19 protein-coding genes and 1 other RNA gene are annotated in these 17,467 nt (G+C 40.7%); 5 read left to right on the plus strand and 15 right to left on the minus strand.

The features are described 5' to 3' along the window. Positions 1 to 55 precede the first annotated feature (55 nt). A complete protein-coding gene (locus tag BA1_RS07425) occupies positions 56 to 628 on the minus strand; it encodes a TetR/AcrR family transcriptional regulator (protein ID WP_008357327.1) in 573 nt (190 codons plus the stop codon). Positions 629 to 631: 3 nt separating this feature from the next. After that, positions 632 to 1,351, minus strand: coding sequence for an MBL fold metallo-hydrolase (locus tag BA1_RS07430; RefSeq protein WP_008357329.1), 720 nt, complete (start codon positions 1,349 to 1,351; stop codon positions 632 to 634). 282 nt (positions 1,352 to 1,633) lie between these two features. Between BA1_RS07430 and BA1_RS07435 the strand changes: the two genes are divergently transcribed. Continuing rightward, positions 1,634 to 2,158, plus strand: coding sequence for a CcdC protein domain-containing protein (locus tag BA1_RS07435; protein WP_008357331.1), 525 nt, complete (start codon positions 1,634 to 1,636; stop codon positions 2,156 to 2,158). Between the two features lie 48 nt (positions 2,159 to 2,206). Here the strand turns inward: BA1_RS07435 and czrA are convergent, their stop codons facing one another. Next, positions 2,207 to 2,536, minus strand: a complete 330-nt coding sequence (gene czrA, locus BA1_RS07440; RefSeq protein ID WP_007500691.1) for a Zn(II)-responsive metalloregulatory transcriptional repressor CzrA — start codon at positions 2,534 to 2,536, stop codon at positions 2,207 to 2,209. 187 nt (positions 2,537 to 2,723) lie between these two features. Between czrA and BA1_RS07445 the strand changes: the two genes are divergently transcribed. Both BA1_RS07445 and BA1_RS07450 read left to right on the plus strand, forming a co-directional pair. Continuing rightward, positions 2,724 to 4,049, plus strand: a complete 1,326-nt coding sequence (locus BA1_RS07445) for an APC family permease (protein WP_008357334.1) — start codon at positions 2,724 to 2,726, stop codon at positions 4,047 to 4,049. A 96-nt stretch (positions 4,050 to 4,145) separates the two neighbouring features. After that, on the plus strand, positions 4,146 to 4,808 hold the full coding sequence (locus BA1_RS07450) for a lysozyme family protein (protein WP_008357335.1): 663 nt from the start codon (positions 4,146 to 4,148) through the stop codon (positions 4,806 to 4,808). A 79-nt stretch (positions 4,809 to 4,887) separates the two neighbouring features. On the opposite strand, the gene prpB is transcribed toward BA1_RS07450, so the two are convergent. The 4 genes from prpB to BA1_RS07470 form a co-directional block, all read right to left on the minus strand. Beyond that, positions 4,888 to 5,805 (minus strand): methylisocitrate lyase, encoded by a 918-nt coding sequence (prpB, locus tag BA1_RS07455; RefSeq protein ID WP_008357338.1) that lies wholly within the window; start codon positions 5,803 to 5,805, stop codon positions 4,888 to 4,890. A 12-nt stretch (positions 5,806 to 5,817) separates the two neighbouring features. Further along, positions 5,818 to 7,254 carry a bifunctional 2-methylcitrate dehydratase/aconitate hydratase gene (locus BA1_RS07460; protein WP_008357340.1) on the minus strand — a complete coding sequence of 479 codons (1,437 nt, stop codon included), beginning with the start codon at positions 7,252 to 7,254 and terminating at the stop codon, positions 5,818 to 5,820. 2 nt (positions 7,255 to 7,256) lie between these two features. After that, on the minus strand, positions 7,257 to 8,399 hold the full coding sequence (gene mmgD / locus BA1_RS07465; RefSeq protein ID WP_008357341.1) for a citrate synthase: 1,143 nt from the start codon (positions 8,397 to 8,399) through the stop codon (positions 7,257 to 7,259). A 168-nt stretch (positions 8,400 to 8,567) separates the two neighbouring features. Next, positions 8,568 to 9,107 carry a DUF420 domain-containing protein gene (locus tag BA1_RS07470; RefSeq protein ID WP_008346516.1) on the minus strand — a complete coding sequence of 180 codons (540 nt, stop codon included), beginning with the start codon at positions 9,105 to 9,107 and terminating at the stop codon, positions 8,568 to 8,570. A 177-nt stretch (positions 9,108 to 9,284) separates the two neighbouring features. Between BA1_RS07470 and BA1_RS07475 the strand changes: the two genes are divergently transcribed. Continuing rightward, entirely contained in the window at positions 9,285 to 9,809 is a 525-nt protein-coding gene (locus BA1_RS07475; protein WP_051009108.1) for a GNAT family N-acetyltransferase, read from the plus strand. Between the two features lie 152 nt (positions 9,810 to 9,961). On the opposite strand, the gene BA1_RS07480 is transcribed toward BA1_RS07475, so the two are convergent. The 8 genes from BA1_RS07480 to BA1_RS07505 form a co-directional block, all read right to left on the minus strand. Beyond that, positions 9,962 to 10,753 carry a 3D domain-containing protein gene (locus BA1_RS07480; protein WP_008357345.1) on the minus strand — a complete coding sequence of 264 codons (792 nt, stop codon included), beginning with the start codon at positions 10,751 to 10,753 and terminating at the stop codon, positions 9,962 to 9,964. A gap of 246 nt (positions 10,754 to 10,999) precedes the next feature. Continuing rightward, positions 11,000 to 12,790, minus strand: a complete 1,791-nt coding sequence (gene recQ / locus BA1_RS07485) for a DNA helicase RecQ (protein WP_008357347.1) — start codon at positions 12,788 to 12,790, stop codon at positions 11,000 to 11,002. A gap of 134 nt (positions 12,791 to 12,924) precedes the next feature. After that, a non-coding RNA gene (gene ssrS / locus BA1_RS18625) (6S RNA) lies at positions 12,925 to 13,110 on the minus strand. A 132-nt stretch (positions 13,111 to 13,242) separates the two neighbouring features. Then, complete coding sequence (locus BA1_RS07490) at positions 13,243 to 13,743, minus strand: TraR/DksA family transcriptional regulator (protein ID WP_034738713.1); 501 nt, start codon at positions 13,741 to 13,743, stop codon at positions 13,243 to 13,245. Positions 13,744 to 13,838: 95 nt separating this feature from the next. Continuing rightward, a complete protein-coding gene (locus BA1_RS07495; RefSeq protein WP_008357352.1) occupies positions 13,839 to 14,486 on the minus strand; it encodes an SDR family oxidoreductase in 648 nt (215 codons plus the stop codon). A 177-nt stretch (positions 14,487 to 14,663) separates the two neighbouring features. Beyond that, positions 14,664 to 15,005, minus strand: coding sequence for a PH domain-containing protein (locus tag BA1_RS07500; protein ID WP_008357353.1), 342 nt, complete (start codon positions 15,003 to 15,005; stop codon positions 14,664 to 14,666). 290 nt (positions 15,006 to 15,295) lie between these two features. After that, positions 15,296 to 15,433, minus strand: a complete 138-nt coding sequence (locus BA1_RS18630; protein WP_082194734.1) for a DUF4025 domain-containing protein — start codon at positions 15,431 to 15,433, stop codon at positions 15,296 to 15,298. Positions 15,434 to 15,482: 49 nt separating this feature from the next. After that, positions 15,483 to 15,695 (minus strand): DUF6501 family protein, encoded by a 213-nt coding sequence (locus BA1_RS07505; RefSeq protein WP_008357355.1) that lies wholly within the window; start codon positions 15,693 to 15,695, stop codon positions 15,483 to 15,485. Positions 15,696 to 15,905: 210 nt separating this feature from the next. Between BA1_RS07505 and BA1_RS07510 the strand changes: the two genes are divergently transcribed. Further along, a complete protein-coding gene (locus BA1_RS07510) occupies positions 15,906 to 17,390 on the plus strand; it encodes an aldehyde dehydrogenase family protein (RefSeq protein ID WP_008357356.1) in 1,485 nt (494 codons plus the stop codon). Positions 17,391 to 17,467 lie beyond the last annotated feature (77 nt).

A 17,467-nucleotide genomic window follows, 5' to 3' on the forward strand; every position in this document is an offset into this window, starting at 1 on the left:
TTTGATCTGTTTCCGCCTCCTTCATCATATCGGTTCAATACATAAAAAAGACCTGTCAATGAGACAGATCTTCTTGCTGCTTAATACCTGCGATATAAAGACGGACCGCATAGCTGACACTCTCTTCAAGCTGTTCTTTCCGTTGAAATCCCTTTTTGTTTGAAATATCCCCAAAACCATGCAGTAAACTTCTGAGACCTCTGACGACATGCGTCATCTCCTCTTCTTTTACACCAAAACGAGACATGATGGATTGGACAAAATCAGCAAGGTTCTCTGCAGCCATACTGACTTCTTTTTCATTCATATGTGAAAAAGCAGCCTCATATAGACCGGGATGCTGACGGACAAATTGAACATATTGTCTTGCAAATGCTAAAACAGCGTCCTCTTTTTCCAGCCCCGCCGTTACTTGTTTGCCCTCCTCACAAAGCATTGTCAGCCCCTTAACAGCAAGAGCAGCCTGTATTTCATGAAGACCAGATACATGATTGTAAAGTGATGGCGGTCTGATGTTGAGCCGTTTGGACAATGTAGCAATCGTCAAAGCGGAGTAGCCCTCTTCATCAACATATTCAATAGCAGTTTTAAAAATTTTGTCTTGAGTGATACCCATTCTTGGAGACATGGTTTACTGCCCTCCCTTTTGTAGCTGATGTTTCCTTTTTTCAATAGCGGTTTGCAGCTTTGCCTTAGGCTCTATAATGAGATCACCATGTCCTGCTGCGAGACAAGATAAGGGAAGTTCCAGTAATTTTTCAGCACTTTTTAGTGCTGTTTCTGCATCCCAAGTGGCAAAATAAGGAAATGGAAAGGTGGAGCGAAACTCTCCCGTTACAAATAAACCACCTTTTGTCACAACTGCATCACCTGCAATGACAACCCCCGACTTTTCATCGTATAAAGAGATGCTTCCTGGGGTATGTCCTGGTGTGGCAATGACTGTAAGTGAGCCAATCTCGTCCCCTTCTTCGAGAAGCACATCTGGTTTTGTGTGAATGTTTTTTGAAAAACTGCCTTTCACTTTTTTCTCCGGCTCACCAGGGAGTAAGGAAAAATCACCAGCAAACAGACGAGCATCTCGTTTCGACAAATAGACGACTGCCTCTGGAAAAGCCTTTTTCACTTCATCTAGAGCACCAATATGATCCATATGACTATGAGTCAGAATCACTTGTTTAATCGGTTTGTTTAATGTATGTGCAAATTCAATTATCGAGCTTGCTGCCATTTTCAAAGCTGCATCAATTAAGATGAGTTCATCCTCTTCCTCAAATACATAACAATTTACCGGAAAGATTCGAGGCATTAATGTAAGCTGGTGTAAGCGACCAAATGTAGTGAATCTCATCTTATTCCCCCCTAAAACTAATGTCGTTAGTTTCATATTAACTAATGCTATTAGTTTTAGCAACTATTTTTTCATCAACTGCAATATAAATATTGATTTGGGCTTCTTTTGGATCGATAGATCGTCAGTATCATCACAATGGACAAAATGCGATCTATTTTCATGACTTTTCCTCTTTTTCATAAATGTAGGTTTTGATTTGATAAAAAAAGAAAGAATGGTAAAGATAAGTAACAGCCAGCATTCATTTACATCCCTGCCCGTGCAGGAGGAGGTTGCATCATGACACATCACGTATGGCAGTTGTTCATGATCGGGATCATCATTTTGACATGGATTATCATTCGAATGAATCGAATGAGACGTTATCAACTTGTGCGCCCGGTAAATCTGTTCATGAGAATGTATGTATTTGGTTTCACTGCCCTTATTCTATTATCAGAAGGATGGCAAAATCACAGTATTTTTATCTATGCCGCAATTGGCATGATCTTTGGGAGCATTCTGGCTCTTCACGCCTATCAAACGATTCGGATGAAATCAGAAGATGGCCGGCTTTATGTCAAAACGAGTAAATGGATTGAGAGCTTCATTTTATGTTTGTTTTTATCCAGGCTTGCATTGAAATTAGTCGATCTGACCAAACATGCGATCACAAAAATGGATGTCGTTGAATTATATCAGCATATCGTAAGCGATGATGCCCTGACCATGCTCAGCTTTTTTCTGCTAGCTGCTTACTATATTGTTTTTTCTTATCAAATGATGAAAGCAAATAAACGATCGACACATATGCATCATGCATAAAAACCTTCCTATCTGGGGTCAGTCCCCTGAAAGTAGGAAGGTTTTTTATCAATCGTGCTGTGCATGGTGAATCATTTGTTCAAGCACTTCCATCACATGCTGATCTTCAGGGCTGTAAAAAATGGACGTCCCTGCTCGTCTAGATTTTACGAGACGAAGGTTTTTTAAAAAGCGCAGCTGATGAGAAACGGTTGATTGCATAAGGTTGAGTGTTTCCGCTATATCATTTACCGAATGTTCTCCTTGAGACAGCAAATGCAGAATACGAATACGGGTCGGATCAGACAATGCCTTAAATGTTTGTGAGACAAGAAATAAACTTTCTTCGTCCAGCTCCATCCGTTCCTGTTCTTGATTTGTATTCAGTTCTTCCTTCATTTCGCTTCACCTTTCTTGTCAGTCAATTCACGACTTATTCTATGTATCATCATATACCAAAACGTGCGGCATGCAAAGCTTACACACCTTTAGGAAAAAGATTTATTCAAATAGCATTGACACGTGGTAGCATTCTTTTTAAAATGAGCATTATTTATTCATTTTTTTAGAGGAGCTGATAGGCAAATTGACTGAAGAGCCAAGACTAAAACGCAGCCTGACTGTCTTTCCACTTGTTGTGATCGGGCTTGCTTATATGGACCCGCTTGTCGTATTTGATTCATACGGCATCGTAGCGCAGCTGACGAAAGGCCACGTAGCTGCAGCTTATATATTTACTTTACTTGCATTACTATTGACAGCGCTTAGCTATGGGAATATGGTGAAGGCTTTTCCAAAAGCAGGATCTGCATATACATACGCGCAAAAAAGTATTCATCCTCACGTCGGCTTCCTTGTAGGCTGGACGCTCTTGCTGGATTATTTATTTTTGCCTATGGTGAATTTTGCAATCGGAAGTGCATATTTAACCGCAGCCTTTCCTGATGTACCTCATTACATTTGGATCATCATACTTGCTATCGCCATAACGACTGTCAATGTAATCGGTATACGTCTTACAGCCAACATTACGGCGCTATTTGTGACCTTTCAGGTCATTGTTGCTGTTACATTTGTTGGATTTATGATTTATGGACTTTCGCAAAACGCAGGTACGGGGGAATTATTGTCAGCCCGTCCGTTTTATTCAGCGAGCTTAGATCCTACTCTTATTTTTTCAGGGGCAACCATTTTATGTTTTTCTTTTCTTGGATTTGATGCGATTTCGACCATGTCTGAGGAAACGATTAAGCCAAAAAGAACGATTCCTCTTGCGATTTTCTTAACGGTCGCCATTGGAGGCGTTTTGTTTACCCTCACCTCTTATTTTTTACAGCAGGTGTTTCCAAATTTTCAGCAGTTCAAGCATCCTGATGCTGCTTCACTTGAAATTGCGGAATTTGTGGGCGGCGCATTTCTCCACTCGTTCTTTTTAGCTGGCACCATGGTCGCTGTCATCTCTTCATCCTTATCGTCACACGCAAGTGCAGCAAGGCTCTTGTATGCGATGGGAAGAGATCAATCATTACCGAAGCGATTCTTCGGTTATATTCATCCGACATTGAAAACCCCTGTTTTCAACATTTTATTAATTGGCGTTTTCTCTTTAACCGCAGTCATTGGCGAGCTTGAAGTCATTTATTCGTTTATCAGCTTTGGGGCATTAATTGGATTTACCTTTGTAAACGTGTCTGTTTTCGCATACTATTTCATCAAACAGAAACAAAGAGGGATATTAAACACACTCAGATATGCAATCATTCCTCTTTGCGGAACGGCCTTTTGTATGTGGCTGTTAACAAGCATCAGTACCAATGCATTAATCATTGGCATGGTGTGGCTCATGATCGGTTTCGTTTATTTCTGCTACAGGCTGAAAACAAGAGCTGAATTTACGTTTGGGTATGATTGATGATAGGTTTTCACTTGGTATCCGGTGCAGGATGTGGCATAATAAAAAGGCTGTACTTCCCTTTTAAAAGCGGGGCAAAACAGGGGTGAACTGACCTTGAAAAAGAAAAAAACAGGATGTTTTGCCATTTCAGGCTGTTTCACGATTTTTCTGTTTGTTTGCGTATTAGCAGCTATTGTCATTTCCTTTAATCAAAAGGAATTAAAAAAGCTGCCGATTGATACGGAATCAATTGTTTTGTCGAGATTGGATGATTACAAACCGCTTGTAGAAACAGAGTTAAGAGATGAAGATTTAGATCAATATACCGCGTTAATCCTCGGTATGATGTATCAAGAATCAAAAGGCAGAGGCGGAGATCCCATGCAGTCCTCAGAATCTCTTGGTTTGAAACGAAATGAAATCAATGACCCACAGAAAAGCATTAAACAAGGTATCCATCATTTTTCGACCATGTACAAGCATGGGAAGAAAAAAGGCGTTGATTTGGAAACCATTATACAAAGCTATAATATGGGAATCGGCTATATTGATTTTGTTGCAAAAAACGGGGGGAAACATTCCGAAAAATTGGCAAAGCAATACTCCAAAAAGCAAGTGAAACGAAACCCCGATGTGTATACGTGCGGAGGAGACAAAGATAACTTCCGCTATCCGTATTGCTACGGTGATTTCACTTATGCTGAAAAAGTAAAAGAAAAAATGAAAACAGTTGAAGAAAAAATGAAATTGGCTTCATCATCCACACCATCATCTTAAAAAAAGCACTTCCGGCTAGGAAGTGTTTCAGAATTGTTGAGAAAGAGCTAAAATGATTTTATTTTAGCTCTTTCTTTTTTTATGAATGTTCTTTTCCGATTTCCGGCAGGATTGTTTTGGCTAAATGCTGATCCATTTCTTCATATTCATCATAATGAATTGTCTCATACAGTTCTTTTCTCGTTTGCATGTCCTCCAGCATCCCTTGCTGCGTCCCCTTTTCCATGATCTCTCTAAATAAACGCTCATACGCTTTTGCAGCGACTCTAAGGGATGACACAGGGTAAATGACCATTTGAAAGCCGAACATGGAAAATTCGTCTGTATGATAATAAGGCGTTTTGCCAAACTCCGTCATGTTTGCAAGGAGCGGTCCTTTTATATGGCTTGAAGCATGCGTGAAATCTTCTGCTGTGATCAGCGCCTCGGGGAAAATGGCATCCGCACCTGCTTCTACATATAAGTTGGCCCGGTGAATGACATCCTCCATCCCGTTTACTGATTTCGCATCGGTTCTAGCAATGACGAGCAGAGTTGGGGCCGCTTGTTTGATGGCTTTGATTTTCGCCATCATGTCTTCTACAGGGACGAGTGACTTTCCGTTTAAATGCCCGCATTTTTTCGGCATTTGCTGATCTTCGATTTGAACAGCTGCCACCTTACTCTCCACCATTTCCTTTGCTGCCCTTGCTGCATTTAATACACCGCCATAGCCAGTGTCCATATCGACCAAAAGAGGTAACTGAGAAGCCCGAATGATTTCCTTTGCTTTTTCCGCCATTTCGGTGGAATGAATCATGCCTAAGTCAGGAAGTCCTTTGCTGGCACAAAAAGCGGCACCAGATAAATAAAGCCCTTGAAAGCCCATTTTTTTCGCATAGAGCGCAGACATTCCATCGTGAACGCCTGGGATTTGAAATAAAGCGGATTTGTTCATTTGCTCTTTAAAAGCTGCGGCTAAGTCAGTTTGACTCGTCTCATCATTCACGATCCACACACTAGCTCCCCCTTATATCACAAATAAGTCCATAAATGCTGGTACTGTCGTTGTTTTTAATTGATTTGGATTTTGGCAAAGTGACACAATTTGTTCTACTTGTTTTTGTGGAAATCTTGTCTTCAAATGATACGCCCATTTCTTTTCAAGCAGCGGAATGCCTTCCTGTCTTCTTCTGCGATGACCAAGCGGATACTCAATTTCAATTCGATCTGTCATCGTCCCGTCTTTAAAGAAAATTTGCACACAGTTTGCAATCGACCTCTTTTTCGGATCTAAATAGTCTTCTGTGTAACGTTTATCTTCTTTCACGACCATTTGATCACGCAAACGATCAATGAGGGGATTTTGTGCAGTTTCTTCTTCATAATGATCAGCTGTCAGCTCACCATAGATCAGCCCAACGGCTGTAATATATTGTAAGCAATGGTCACGATCTGCCGGGTTGTAAAGCGGTCCTTTTTTATCAATAATTCGAATCGCTGATTCATGTGTCGTAATCTCAATTCGGTCAATCTCATCTAACCGGTCTTTTACAGCATCATGGAGCATCACAGCAGCTTCAGCAGCAGTTTGTGCATGAAATTCTGCAGGATAAGCAATTTTAAAGAGCACATTTTCTATGACATATGATCCGAGCGGCTGGGCAAGTGTGAGCGGTTTTCCCTTCATTAACACATCTTCAAACCCCCACTTTTCTGCACTTAGCGGTGTTTGATAGCCCATCTCTCCTTTCAGTGTCATTATCGCCAGTCTCACCCCGCGGCTTGTGGCATCCCCTGCTGCCCACGATTTTCTTGATCCTGTGTTTGGGGCGTGCCGGTACGTTCTGAGCGGGGAATTATCAACAAAGGCCTGTGATAGCACATGCTGCACGTCTTCCTTTGTTCCGCCAAGCATCGCACAAACGACTGCACTTGTGGCTACCTTAACAAAGAGAACATGATCCAAACCATTTCGATTCAGACAATTGTCTAAAGCCAGCACACCTTGTATTTCATGTGCCTTCACAATTGCATGCAAGACGTCATTCATCGAAAGCGGCTCTTCTCCATTTGCAAGACGCGTTCTGCTCAAATAATCACTTACAGCTAAAATACCGCCTAGGTTATCAGACGGATGACCCCACTCCTGTGCAAGCCACGTGTCATTATAATCTAACCAACGGATCATACATCCTATATTAAAGGCCGCTTGAACTGGATCTAACACAAATGAAGTGCCAGGCACTCTTGCTCCGTTAGGGACAACGGTTCCAGGTACAATCGGTCCAAGATGCTTCGTGCATTCAGGAAAATTGAGCGCCAGCATCCCGCAGCCGAGTGTATCCATGAGGACGTACCTTGCTGTTTCAATTGCCTCTTTGCTCGTAATTTCTCCGTCTACGGCATAGGCAGCGATTTCTTCTAATAGTTGATCCGTTTGATTGGCTACTGCTGTTTTATTCATGTTCATTCCCCCGTTTTTCCATCATCATTTGAGACTTTTAATCCTCTTGGCCCTAAATACCGGACTCTTGGTCTAAATATCCGATTGTGCAAATGCTGCTCAATGACATGAGCGGCTAATCCGCTTGCTCTCGCAGCAAAGAAGATCGGCGTGTAAAGTGAAATAGGAATTCCGAGCACGTAATAAATAGGTGCTGCGTAATAATCAAGGTTTGGATAGAGGTTTTTCTTCTCCTTCATGTATGCCTCGCCTGCGACGCACATGTCATACAATGTTGTATCTCCCTTTGATTCAGTAAGCGTTTTCAATGATCGTTTTAAAAGAGCAGCTCTCGGGTCCATTTTTCTCATGTATACCCGGTGGCCAAAGCCCATCATTTTTTCTTTTGCGGCTAATTTACGTTCAATGAGTGCAAGGAAACCTTCTGTTGTTTTGCCTTCGAGTAACATGTGCATGACGGCTTCATTCGCTCCTCCGTGTAAATCGCCTTTTAATGAAGAGATCGCTCCAGTAAAAGCGCCATACATGTCAGAATGAGTAGATGCAATGACTCTGGCAGCAAAAGTTGAATTCGGCAGCTCATGTTCGCTATAGAGCGTAAGCGTTTGGTCAAAAGCGGTGATTTCGTCTTGTGTAGGAGTGCGGCCTGTTAACATGGCTAAAAAGTTTTCAGTGTAGGGTTTGGTCTGATCTGGAGAAATAGCGGCGTTTTTTGTGAGAATATGATAGCTCCCTGCAACAATCGCTGGCAGCTGGCCAAGTAATCGAACGGCACGCGCTTGTTGGCATGCTTCTGATCGATCATTCAGTTGTTCATCATACCCTGCAAGAGCAGATAAACAAGTTCTTATGGCATCCATCGGGTGAGTGGTTTTTGGCAGTTTTGTCAAAATGGTTTGAATGGTTGGATGTAAGTTTGTTTGTGAGGAAATGTCTTGCTGAAATTGGTGATATTCCATTGCATCTGGTAATCTTCCGTAAATAAGCAGATAGGCTGTTTCTAAGTATGTCTTGTTTTGCGCCAACTCAATGAGATCATAGCCGCGAATCACAATTTCTTCTTGCTGCACATCTAAGTAGGAAATGGACGTTTCGCTTGCCACAATGTCTTCAAGCCCCGGTTTATACTGCAATTGTTCAGTCATCATATAACCCCCGTTTCGTTCAATTGTTGTTCTCCAAACGAGCAAACGGCCAGAAATGATGTGATTCTATTGATGGGAAAATACCGTGCAAGTCGGATACCCAATTCCCATTTTATCCAAAGCACCTCATCTTGTAAATAAAAGAACGTATGTCCAGATGGACATACGTTAACTGTAGTATGGAGAAATCATGATATACACAATGACGCCAGTGAGACTGACATAGAGCCAAAGCGGCATTGTCCAGCGGGCAATTTTACGGTGACGCTCCACTTGCATTTGTGCCCCTCTAAAAAGTGTAATGAGGGCAAGCGGTACAATAACGGCAGATAACACGATATGTGTAATTAAAATAAAGAAGTAAATCGGACGAATGATCCCTTCTCCCCCAAAGTGTGTATCAGCTGCCATTGAATGATACGTCACATACGAAATTAAAAAGACAAGTGTGGTTGAAAAAGCCGCAAAGATAAATCGTCTATGCGCTTTGATATTCTTTTGTTTAATCATGATGAGCGCTGAAAGTAAAAAGATAAACGTAAAGCTGTTCATCACAGCATTCAGTAATGGCAGAAATGTAATATCCAGATGACTAAATTTATCTGTTTTTGGCATGAAAAATAATAAAGCAATTAAGCCGTTTATGGCAATTGTTAAAAAGACAACAATGCCGGTAAAATTTTTCGGTTTTTGATTCTGTTCGTTCATGTTTGAAAACCCCTCTTTATTAGTTCCGACTAAGAGTATGTTATTTAACTTTCTTGCTAAAGTCAATGAATTCGCTGTCTTCGTCGAATTTTAGACAAACTTGCCGATTGCTAGCGGCTTGAAAGATCTATGCACTTCCTTTAGAATGGGAATTTGTGTGGTTTTTATCATCTCAATATGAAAGGAGCAATAGACTTGTCAATCTTACAGGAAACAGCAAAAGATGTGAAGACGTTAGAGCAAGAATTACAGCAATTGCAGTTCCAAATGTATCGAATGCAAGAAAATATGAAGGATATTTCAAAAAAAGCAAAGATTATTGGCATTGATCAAGCGAAAGAAGATGAGTGGATGATTGTCTCCGCCATTGAAAGTGCGGATACATGTAAAATTATGTTAAGCGATTGTGAAAAAGCTTTTCGCGGACAATCTGATTTTTCCTTAATTGCGGAATATCCTGAAGAAGGAAAGATTCACATTGCCGATATTAAAGGCCCGCCCAATAACGGCTATGGGTCAATCTGTATGAAGCATTTAAAGGAAATCGCAAGAGAGCAAAACATTCCTGTGATTACTGGAGATCTCGTCAAAAGAGATTGGAATCACGTGAACCGCCTGATTCATTTTTATGAAAAACACCATTTTGATGTCCAAATCAATTGGAGAGAACAAAGCGGAGAAATTTATTGGGTGGACAGCTAACGACAAAAACCAGCGTTTATCATGAGATGTACGCTGGTTTTTGTCGAAAATGCAAATTTTTCAGAAAAATATGTGTTTTTTTGCCCAAAAAAAGGGTACAATAAAAGCATCAGGCCGCCACCTGATGCTTTCTTCCAAAAAACAATAGACTACTAGTTAAGTACTTTCACTTTGACTGATTTTACGCCCCAATTTTTTGCTTGGGATTTGCTCGGTACGTGTACATCAATTTTGTTACCTTTAATTGCGCCGCCAGTATCTGCTGCGATGGCTTCACCGTAGCCTTCAACATAAACCTTACTTCCTAATGGAATGACCTTAGGATCTACTGCAATGACTTTTGCATTCGGGTTTTTGTTTAAGTTTACCCCTGTTGCAGTGATACCTGAGATGCCACCATCATTTGCTGTATACGCCGTAGCCGTTACAGTCATTTCTTTTTTCACACTTTGACTTGCAGAAGATGATGCTGCTTTAGCTGTTTCCTTTTTAGGAGCAGCTTTTTTCGTTGTTTGCTCTTTTTGGACAGGTTCCTGTTTTTGAACAGACTCTGAGCTTACCGGAGCTGAGCTTTGACCAGCAACACTTAGTGTTGAACCAATCAAAATTATATCTGAGTTTAAGTTATTCCAAGACTTAAGATCGCTAATTGACACATTGAATTTTTGAGCGATTTTCCAGAGGCTGTCCCCCTTCTGGACTTCGTACTGCTCCTGAGTTTTCTCTTTTGAAGAGATTGTCAATTTATCGCCAACATAGATCATGTCTGTAGATAAATTGTTCCAACCCTTTAGGTCCTTTAGAGACACATCATTTTTTTGAGAGATTCCCCAAAGTGTATCACCTTTCTTTACAGTGATTTCCTTTGCAGAAGCTTGCTGTGCTCCTAATGCTGTTGTTGAGATTGCTGCAACAGCAACCAAGGACATAATAGTCTTCTTCATAAAGTAAATCCTCCCTTGTTAGCTTTTTATGGCGGCTAACGAGTGCTATCGTAACATATGTAAATGTCATTTCAATAACAAAACGATATGTTTTAGATTACAGTTCCTTTACATGAAACATCTCTCTTCATTGGTAAATCAGACCACCAAACGGCTCAATTCCGCATCACATCAAGGTTTTAAAAGGATGGAAAACATCGTGAAAAGAACGTGTCCAAGTGCTGTGAAAAAAATTATTTTTCTTCTTCAAACGCTTGATTTTTTCTCTTTTTCTATAAATAAACGTATTTCTTCTAAAAAAACATCCCCGTATTTCTCTCTTTTTTGAGCGCCGACACCCTTAATATTCAGAAGTTCTTCTTCCGTTTTAGGCTCTACTGCTGACATTTCCTTCAATGTTTGATCAGAAAATACAACAAACGGCGGAACGCCCTGCTCTCTTGCTAACCTCATTCTCACTACCCTCAACTGCTCAAATAGTGCGTCGTTTTCTTGAATGGCCATAGCTTTGATCGCCTGCTTTTTATAAACAGCCTCTTGCCCTACTAGCACTTTCTTTCCTTTATACGTCACCTTTAGCGTTGGATACGCTCCTTCTGACATATGTAAATACTCTTCTGTAATTAAAAATTCAATGAAGTCACTAATGTGCTGGGCTGAATGCTGCTTCATTAAAGCATATGTAGGAAGACGGTCGAAACCAAGATCAAGCACTTTTTTGTTTTTTGAGCCCGCTAATACTTGGGCAATCATCATTTTTCCGAATCGTTCGTTCATTCTAACGGTGCAAGATAAAACCATTTGCGCTTCTCTTGTGACGTCTTCACGCTCTCTCTCGTCTAAGCAATTGCTGCACTTTTGACAAGGCGCACTTGCTGATTGATCAAAATAGTCCATCACAAATTGCTGAAGGCACTGCTCCGTATGACAGTAATCGACCATTTGTCTTAGTTTAAACAATTCATGCTGATACCGCACTTCATCTTCTGTCGATTGCTCAATGAGAAAACGCTGCACTCGTACGCCTTGAGGTGAAAAGAGCAAAATGCATTCACTTTCAAGCCCGTCTCTGCCGGCCCGTCCTGCTTCTTGATAGTAGCTTTCAATATCCCTAGGAATTTGATGATGAATGACAAAACGTACATTGGACTTATTGATTCCCATGCCAAATGCAGACGTAGCCACCATCACCTGAATGTCATCATTTAAAAAGAGGTTTTGCTGCTCCTCTCGCACATCATCATCTAATCCTCCATGGTAAATACCCGCTTTGATCTTTTGCTTTTTTAAGCGATTGTAAATCTGATCTGCTTCTTTTCGTGTAGCTGTATAAATAATGCCTGATTCAAGACTGTTTTTCTTCATATATTGTGTGATGAAATGGTCGCTGTTTTGTCCTTTCACCACTTGAAAGGATAAATTTTCTCTAGCAAAACCAGTAAAGATGGTTTCTTCCCCGTTCATGCCAAGCTGCTGACATATATCCTGATGAACTTTTTTTGTGGCTGTTGCTGTTAATGCCACAATCACCGGCCTTTTCGGCAGCTTATTTAAACATTCTTGAATAAAGCGATAGCTCGGTCTAAAATCATGACCCCACTCAGATATACAGTGCGCTTCATCAATAGCGATTAAAGGAATCGTCAATTGATGAAGCAGCTGAAAAAAGCGTTCATTTTGTAAGCGTTCAGGGGTGATATACAGCAGATCATATTCACCATTTTCACATTTTTTCAGCCTTGCATTCAATTCGCCTGCTGAAAGTGTACTGTTTAAAAAAGACGATCGTATTCCCATCTCATTTAACGCATCCACCTGATCTTTCATTAAAGAAATAAGCGGAGATACAACGATCGTTGTGCCTTCCATCATCAGGGCAGGAATCTGGTAGCAAACCGATTTCCCTCCGCCTGTCGGCATAATGCAGACGGTATCTTTTCCTTTGCTTACAATCGATTCAATGGCTTGTTTCTGTCCCTGCCTAAAGGCATCAAAGCCATAATATTGTTTAAGGAGTGCTTCTGCTTGTCGTAACATCCAATTCCCTCTCCGTCATTTGTTTTGTCTATTTTAACATACATTCCTGCATTCACATTCGGTCTGCTCAATTTCGTATTTTGAGCAAAATAAAAAGCCATTTTCCAAAATGGAAAATGGCTTGATTCATCCTAGGAAAAGCTGCGGATGCCGTAATCTAAGTAAGAAAGTTTTAAACCACCACTCCTCAAAGTGGGTGTTTGCAGAAACGTTCCTGTCTTCCTCTCAAAGGAGGCGTGACATTCCAGCTTCAATATAAAACTCCCTATTACAGCTTAAAGGTTAAAACTTAATTAACATTACGCACATCGCAGCCTTTAAACTATACTACACGAAAGTTTATTAAATTTCAAGATATGTTTTTTCAATAAAATGCTCATGTATTCAAGATATCTGTCCATACATACATAAGAAAACATTATTCTAAGAAAGTTTCATTTTTTCCCATCGTGTTATTTGTCATCCTCTAAATCAACATCTTGCTCTTCTTCTAATCTTTCATACGTGTCTGAATGCATTTGATCCATTGTTTCTCTATTTGTTAAATTACGCATTTGTTCAGAGAACGAACGGTCAAATTCATTCGGATCTTGATTGGTTTCTTCGTTTTTCTTGGCATCAATTGAATAACGCGTATATGGTACTGCTTTTAAACGTTCATACGGAATGTCTTTTCCTGTTTTCTCACATATCCCATATGTGCCGTCCTCCATTCGCTTAAGCGCTGCATCAATTTCACCTTCAAGCTGATCATCGACTTGATCCAGCGTTTGTTCTGTCATGCGGTCTAAATAAATGCTTCCATGATCAGCCAGATGGTTTCCAACACCATTTGACATTTCATTAGATTCGACCAGCATAGATTCTTCTTTCTTTTTTGATCCTTTCACATCTTTTTTTAATTGAATGAGTCTTTCATATAAATCAGCTTTTTGCTCTTTCGTTAAGCTCACGGTCAACCACTCCTTTCTCCTTTCCTTCCCGCTACAAGCGAAATAAAAACATTAAAAAAGCTGCCGCCTCTTTGGCAGCAGCTTTCTTCCTTCACTTAAAGCTTACGAAGTGCTTCTTCTACTGGTGTATCACCTTTGATTAAGTCAAAGGTCTTATTTTTCACATTAGGCTCCGTTAAGCTTTCTACTAGAACAACAGCTACATCTCCTCTTGAAATCTCAATGTTTCGATCATCTGGGATATGAGCAGCAGCTTCTATTTTCCCTGTTTTCTTCTCATGAAGCAACGCACCTGGGCGCACAATGGTGTAAGAAAGACCAGACTGTTTTAAATGTTCATCTGCCTTTCTTTTCGCTTCATAATAAATTTCCATACTGCCTTGTCCTTTTCCTTGGTTAGGATCGTCAGCATTATACGAACTCAGCATCACAAAGTGCTGAATATTTTCTTTTTTGGCCGCATCAACGAGGCGCTTTGCCCCCTCTTGATCCACAGCAATCGTTTTATCTGCACCTGTTTTTGAGCCTGAACCAGCTGCAAAGATGACAGCTTCCGCTTGTTTTACAGCAGGTGTGACATCCTTTTCAAGATCACCGGTGACAGGCGTGGCACCAAGTTCTTTTAGCTCATCGGCTTGTTTTTCATCTCGAATGAGAGCAAGCGGCTCATGTCCTTTTTCTTTTAAATAACGAATGACAAGTCTGCCTGTATGTCCATTTGCTCCAGCAACTAATACTTTCATTGTTCATTCTCCTTTCTGTATCTGTTTCATCTTTATCCTTTTTTTCTATGATTCAAACACGCCAATAGAAAAAAGCCTTTCCCATTTGTTATGAGAAAGGCTAAATCATGTGCGATAAATAAAAATAAGAACGAAGAATGAGAAAAGTGCATGTGATCTATGTAATCGCAAAGTTGATCAGCAAAGATGTTTTGTTAAGATGGCCTGCACATCACTCAAATCTGTATCTTTAGAAAAATCGAGTTCAAATACTTTTGAGCTTGTGACAAGCAGCATACCTGTGTCTTGATCAAACACGCCAGCTTCTTGAATGGCAAAACTTTCAATTGATCGATACGGCAAGGAGACCCTGACTTTCTTTTTAGAAAATATGCGGTTATCGCCAAAGATCAGTCGTTTATTGGTAAAACAAATTTGGTCGTGACGCAGTCTGTAAACAGCCTCAATTCTTTCCCCTTCAATCAATAAGGATTCGAATTTTTTATGATCATTTTGTTTACTGACAGAAAAAATACCCACGTAAACCCCCTCTTCCTGCATCAAATTCCTTTATGACAAAACGGCCACACGGCTCTGTGGGTACGTTTTATTCTCACTTATAGAATACGCTATAAGTGGTTGTTATTCCATTACGAATAGATTAAATTTCATTTAACTTTTTCTTTATGATCCGATGCTCTTTCCTCTACTTATTTAGACTGCTAAAGCAGGAAAAAAGTTTCAGTTCTTTTCGAGAAATCACCTTTGATTTTCTATTGTCATCATCCTATAAAAAAACAGTGATTGTGTAAAATCACTGTTTTAAATGGCTATTCATCTTTTGAGGTATCAATCGTTCCCTCGGCATACACATCAGAAATCTGCTCAAGCGTGATCGCCATATCAGCGTCTTCGTTATCATGCCAAGCATTTTGATGTTTCTGCTCGTCTGTTTGCTGCTTTTTCATTTTCATCACCCTTTACTGTTTTTCTTAGTATGAGTGATGACCCTTCAAATCATTCAGCCGAAATGTCTTCGAAATACTCTTTGTAATATCCGCCTACTTTACCGGTATTATCAACGACAAAGAGGAATTCCTCTGTTTCATTTTTCACTTCATATGTGTTTCCAACCGTTAGAACGCGGTTGACCATATATTTTTTCGCATTCGTATGTACACATTTTACTTGTTTTAACGTTTTGGCCGTTTGCCAGTTTTGATGGATCATGATATAAAAACTCCTTTTTTCATCTATATATTTATTGTAGCCAATTTTTTGTGAAATGCAATCAGTGTTATGGATTGCTTTCAAGCATGTCGTGTACTATGATAAATGTATACGTTTACATCTGTGTGCGTATACTGTTTGGCTTCACGTCCACTTTTTCCACCTAGAACTCGCAGAACAACCCATATCTTTAAGGAGGTTTGTTTATTTATGAGCTCTACAACACTTCAAATCAGTTCAAAACTCGAATCTTTTCTCCAAGGGACGAAGAAACTCTACATTAACGGTCAATTTGTCGCAAGTCACGATAACAAAACATTCTCTACGCCTAACCCAGCCACAGGAGAAACCCTTATTGATGTATATGAAGCCGGTGCAAACGACATTGATGAGGCAGTGAAAGCGGCTAAAAAAGCCTTCCATGGTCCGTGGCGCTCAATGTCTGCGGCAGAACGTGCCCGCCTGATGTTTAAACTTGCAGACCTAATGGAAGAACACCAAGAAGAGCTGGCTCAGCTTGAAACACTGGATAATGGAAAGCCCATTAATGAAACAACACATGCGGATGTTCCTCTTGCCATTGAACACATGCGCTATTATGCAGGCTGGACCACCAAAATGACTGGACAAACGATTCCTGTCAGTCAGGGATATTTTAACTATACCCGCCATGAGCCTGTTGGCGTTGTGGGACAAATCATTCCTTGGAACTTCCCGCTGCTTATGGCCATGTGGAAAATGGGAGCTGCACTAGCAACAGGCTGTACCATCGTTTTAAAGCCAGCCGAACAAACCCCTCTTTCTGCTCTTTATTTGGCTGAATTAGTGGATAAAGCTGGATTCCCAGATGGCGTCATTAACATCGTCCCTGGATTCGGTGAAACAGCCGGAGAAGCTTTAACTGATCACCCTGATGTCAACAAACTGGCATTCACAGGGTCAACAAGTGTTGGGAAATTGATTATGGAGAAAGCGGCTAAATCTATTAAACGGGTCACATTAGAGCTTGGCGGAAAATCGCCAAATATTATTTTACCAGATGCCGATTTAAAGAAAGCCATTCCAGGAGCTTTAAATGGTGTCATGTTTAACCAAGGTCAAGTGTGCTGTGCAGGCTCAAGAGTCTTTATTCACCGGAGTCAATATGATGAAGTAGTTGATCAAATGGCCACGTATGCGACCTCATTAAAGCAAGGCGCTGGTCTGCATCAGGATACCCAAATCGGCCCTCTTGTCAGTAAAGAGCAGCATGAGCGTGTGTTAGGCTATATTGAAAAAGGGAAGTCAGAAGGCGCAACCGCTGTTGTCGGTGGCGATTGTCCTTATGAAGCCGGCTATTTCGTCTCTCCTACTGTGTTTAAAGATGTAGAAGATGACATGACAATCGCAAAGGAAGAGATTTTCGGCCCAGTCCTATCTGCAATTCCTTATGATTCCATTGATGAAGTGGTCGAACGGGCCAATCAGTCTGAATATGGATTAGCCGCAGGACTTTGGACAGAAAATCTAAAACATGCCCATGATATCGCTGCACGTCTTGAAGCAGGCACGATTTGGGTCAACTGTTATAATGTCTTTGATGCCGCCTCCCCGTTTGGAGGATATAAGCAGTCAGGCCTTGGCAGAGAAATGGGATCATATGCCCTGAACAACTATACAGAAGTCAAAAGTGTGTGGATTAACCTTCAAGACTAATCACGCACGTAAAGAAAAGCCGGTGACAATGTCATCGGCTTCAGATTGTTGACAAAGGGCTAAAATGAACTTTATTT

This window comes from Bacillus xiamenensis (genome assembly GCF_000300535.1).
In the GTDB taxonomy this organism is placed as follows: domain Bacteria; phylum Bacillota; class Bacilli; order Bacillales; family Bacillaceae; genus Bacillus; species Bacillus xiamenensis.